Genomic DNA, 4,133 nt, shown 5'->3' with positions numbered 1-4,133 from the left:
CTCAATTCTCAATTCTCAATTCTCAATTCTCAATTCTCAATTCTCAATTCTCAATAGTTATGTCTAACCTACTAATTAAAATTCCCACTGAACTCGAACCTATTGTTGATGAAATTAGTACCTTTACTGAGCTGCCCAGAGACGAGGTAAACCATCGAGTCTGGCAAGAAGCGCTGCAACTAGGCTGGAATGTGTGTCAAGATGCCAAAAACTTTGGAGTTACCCCTCACCAGTATGATTCCAATATGGAGGCTCTTTATAAAAATGGGTATGGCTTCATATTTGAAACAATGGTTTTTTGGGCTAGACCTGGACGAAAGCACTTGATAGAAATAACCCTAGAAAGGATTCAGAAGTATGCCTCACAGAAAGGGAAGACAACTGGTGATTTAAAAATTTTGTTACTGGGTGATGGTACAGGCAATGACTCTCTGTACTTAGGGATGAATGGTTGTAAAGTTGAGTACTGCGACTTCCCAGGCAGTAAAACCTATGATTTTGTCACCAAGCGATTTAAACATTATGGCTTGTTAGACAATGGCATCAACCTGATTCCCACCTATGAAGCCTGTTTGGATAATCAGTACGATGTTGTGATTTCTTTCGATGTTCTCGAACACCTTACTGAGCCATGGATCGCCATTGCTAATATACGCTCCATGTTAAAAACAGAAGGTATTGCACTGATCACCGATGCTTATGGTGATGTTACCGGTAGACACCCAACTCATTTAGAGTCAAATCGAAAATTTAAAGGTCAAAGTCCCTTCATGTTTTTGAAAAACGGCATGGTGCTGACTTGGTATGGTTCAGTCTTTAAGCCTATGGAATTTACCAAGGTCGATAAGTGGTCTTTAAGGGATTATTTTATTCTCTGGCAAGATAAAAAGGTGATAGTAGAATATTTGTCGGGTAAATCAGGACTATTGAAACAATTTGTTAAAAAAATTTTGGTCAAAAAATAACCCTATAGAGCCTTTTTGGGAAACTAACCGGATCACTATTTGTTGCTGTTGAATAAAAAAATAGCACTCTTGACTAAGGAAAATTAAACAGTTCTTACGGTTATTTTATTTTAACATAACTTTCCTATAGAGGAACTATTCCTGATGAAAGACATGAAAGCAGAGAGCATCCCATTTTGGCAAATCTATTGTTTGATGTGGGCGGTAGAATCACGATCATACAGCTTAATGCGGTATGTTTTGTCCAAAGTGGGATGTGTGGGATGTTCCCTGAAACCAGTTGCTATTTGCATCCCTACCTATTATCAAGCCCAGTACTTACGGGAGTCAGTGGGTAGCGCTTGCCGTCAAACCTATCCCAATGTGGAAGTTTGGGTGTCAGACGATGCTAGCACTGATGAAACCCGTGAGGTGATGGAAGAACTATGCCAGCAGTTTCCTCAAGTACGGTACTATCGGCAGCCTAAAAACCTAGGTATGGCAGCTAACAACAATTGGGTTTTGAAACAGCCAAACACTGAATTTATTGTTCGTTTGGATTCAGATGATGTCCTGTTACCTAACTATGTAGAAACCTTACTACCCCTGCTAGAGAACCATCCAGAGGCGGGTTATGCCCATAGTGCTGTGCAAGAAATTGATGAATGCAGTAACGATCGAGATGTGCGACGTATTGCAAGACAGCACGAGTTTCAGAGCGCAGACGACTCACTACGAGCCGCAGTTTTTGGGGTAAAAGTAGCTGCCAATATCGCTATGTTTCGGGCTGAAGCGTTGCCAGCAGTTAGGTTTTATGAAGATAGTCCCGATTTTGCACAGGACTATAACATGTGGGTCAGAATGGCAGATGCGGGTTATGGCAACGTTTATGCCAATGAGATATTAGCCCGTTATCGCGTTTGGACTGATGCTAAAAATCTACGTCCTAAGCGTAAAAATATTGAATTACAAGGATGTATTCGGGTTTTTGAAGACAGTATTTTGCCTGCTTTTAAGCGACGGGGTTGGGATACAAAGGTGATTGAGCAGCAGCGTCGTAAACTGGCCTTAAGACACACAGCATACTGTTTTCGTCCAATCTTCAATGAGGGAGAACGCACGGAGCTGATTGCTCTCTTGAAAGAGTTAGGAGATTCACCAGCTTTGCGATTTCGCATGTTCTTATCCAAATTGGGCTTTCGTCCTGTCTTTGAATGGACAATTTCTATGGAATTACGGTTGAAAGGTATGGTGAAAGGTTGGTTAAGTACTCTACAGAGTTATTTACGGTCTCAAACAGCGGGATAGTAATCTGTTTAGAATTTAGAATTTAGAATTTAGAATTTAGAATTTAGAATTTAGAATTCACTATTCTAGATTCTGCATTCTAAATTCTGCATTTTGACAAACAACCTTGGCCAAAAGGCCACCCGTGCGCGTTCAACCTTGGCCTTGGCCAAAAGGCCACGCTACGCGAATGGCCACGCTTTCGGCAAAGCCGACGCTGCGCGAACGCGAACAACCGTCTAACCTACCCTACACTGAATCGCCTTGGCAGAACAACTTTCAACTTTATAACTTTCAACTTTATAACTTTCAACTTTATAACTTTCAACTTTATAACCTTAAACACTCAACAGTAGAAGAAATGAGAATCACTGTTATAGTCCCCACCTATCGCCGTCCAAAAGACCTAGAACGTTGTTTACAGGCGCTAGCAAAGCAAACTCGACCAGCAGATCAGGTCTTGGTGATTGTCAGGAATACTGATGCTGAAACTTGGGCGTTTCTTGAAGCATTCAACCCAGAGGTTTTACCCATGCGTCCTGTGAAATTAAGTATTCCCGGGCAAGTGGCTGCTCTCAACGCCGGTCTTGATAGAGCACAGGGAGATATTATTGCCATTACCGATGATGATGCTGCTCCCCGTGGCAATTGGTTAGCTGATATTAAAACTCACTTTGAGTCAGATCACCGGATCGGGGGTGTCGGTGGACGGGATTGGATACATCTGGGTAACTACCTGGAAAATGGTGCTAGAGAACGAGTGGGTCGAGTGCAATGGTATGGACGGGTGATTGGTAATCACCACCTGGGGGTAGGTTTACCTCGCGAGGTGGATGTCCTGAAAGGAGCTAACATGAGCTATCGACGAACTGCTATATCGGGCTTGCGCTTTGATCAGCGTCTGCGAGGGACGGGAGCTCAAGTCCATAATGATCTCGGGTTTAGTCTAGCCCTAAGAAAAGAAGGTTGGAAGCTGATTTATGACCCAGGGGTAGCAGTAGACCACTATCCAGCACAGCGTTTTGATGAGGATCAGCGAGGCATAGTTTTTAGCGATACTGCCCTGATTAATGCGGCACATAATGAAACTATAGTTTTGTTAGATTACTTCCCTGTTCTACAACGGATTATATTTATAGTTTGGTCAACATTGGTGGGAACCCGAGTTCAACCGGGTTTCCTACAATGTTTGCGCTCTTTCCCCAAGGAAGGACTTTTAGCAGGACAAAAGTGGCTTGCTTCTTTGCGTGGACGTTGGCAGGGTTGGTTGAGCTGGAAAAAACCGAACATCCCATTTCCGGCAATATATCTTTTTAGATGGGCGGTAGAATCACGATATTACAGCTTAATGCGGTATGTTTCTGCCAAAGTCGGATACTCCTTGGGCGTTGTCAGGGTAAGCGCAAGAATCAATAACCATATGCTGATAGAGAAAAAGACCGGGTAATTCTCAACAAATTAACTCTATTGCGAGTACAGTTCTACGAGATTATAGGGATTTCGAGCCACGATCAACCGATATCCAGCCAATGCACATTATGGGCCATTTTTTCTTGCGCTTACCCTGGAAAGGTAACAGCAGATCTGGGAATAGGAAATAGGGAACAGGAAATAGGGAACAGGTAGTCGAAAAATAACTCCTAACTCCTAACTATTTTATATTAACTCCTAACTAATATCTACTAACTCCTAAGTAATCTTTAATCTATCCGATCTAGCCTTTCTAATAGTTATTAACTATTGAATTTTATTACCCCTACTCCCGTCTTGATGCAGTCGCTCATGGGGGAAACCACGGCAGTCGCTCATGGTTTGAATTTACCGTAAGATAGTGGAGCCTTATTAAAAATAATTTAACCCTTTTCTGCATAACCTGCTAACTATAAAGGCTCCACAATAAAC

General features: G+C 42.3%; 3 protein-coding genes. All 3 read left to right on the top strand.

What is annotated here, in order from left to right; translation table 11 throughout:
• Positions 1-965: class I SAM-dependent methyltransferase (locus AC4II3_RS31690; RefSeq protein ID WP_488016683.1), on the top strand; the 965-nt coding region annotated here is incomplete at its 5' end.
• Between the two features lie 228 nt (positions 966-1,193).
• Positions 1,194-2,252, top strand: a complete 1,059-nt coding sequence (locus tag AC4II3_RS31685) for a glycosyltransferase family 2 protein (RefSeq protein ID WP_488016685.1) — start codon at positions 1,194-1,196, stop codon at positions 2,250-2,252.
• Between the two features lie 124 nt (positions 2,253-2,376).
• Positions 2,377-3,678, top strand: a complete 1,302-nt coding sequence (locus tag AC4II3_RS31680; RefSeq protein ID WP_488029801.1) for a glycosyltransferase family 2 protein — start codon at positions 2,377-2,379, stop codon at positions 3,676-3,678.
• Positions 3,679-4,133: the final 455 nt, after the last annotated feature.

It is taken from the genome of Moorena sp. (assembly GCF_982860115.1).
Note: the sequence above shows the minus strand (reverse complement) of the source record. Positions and strands in the feature narration are given on the sequence as shown.

Bases quoted from the DNA above. Each gene is read 5' to 3' on its own strand.
- AC4II3_RS31685 (WP_488016685.1), top strand. From the start codon at position 1,194: ATGCGGTATGTTTTGTCCAAAGTGGGATGTGTGGGATGTTCCCTGAAA.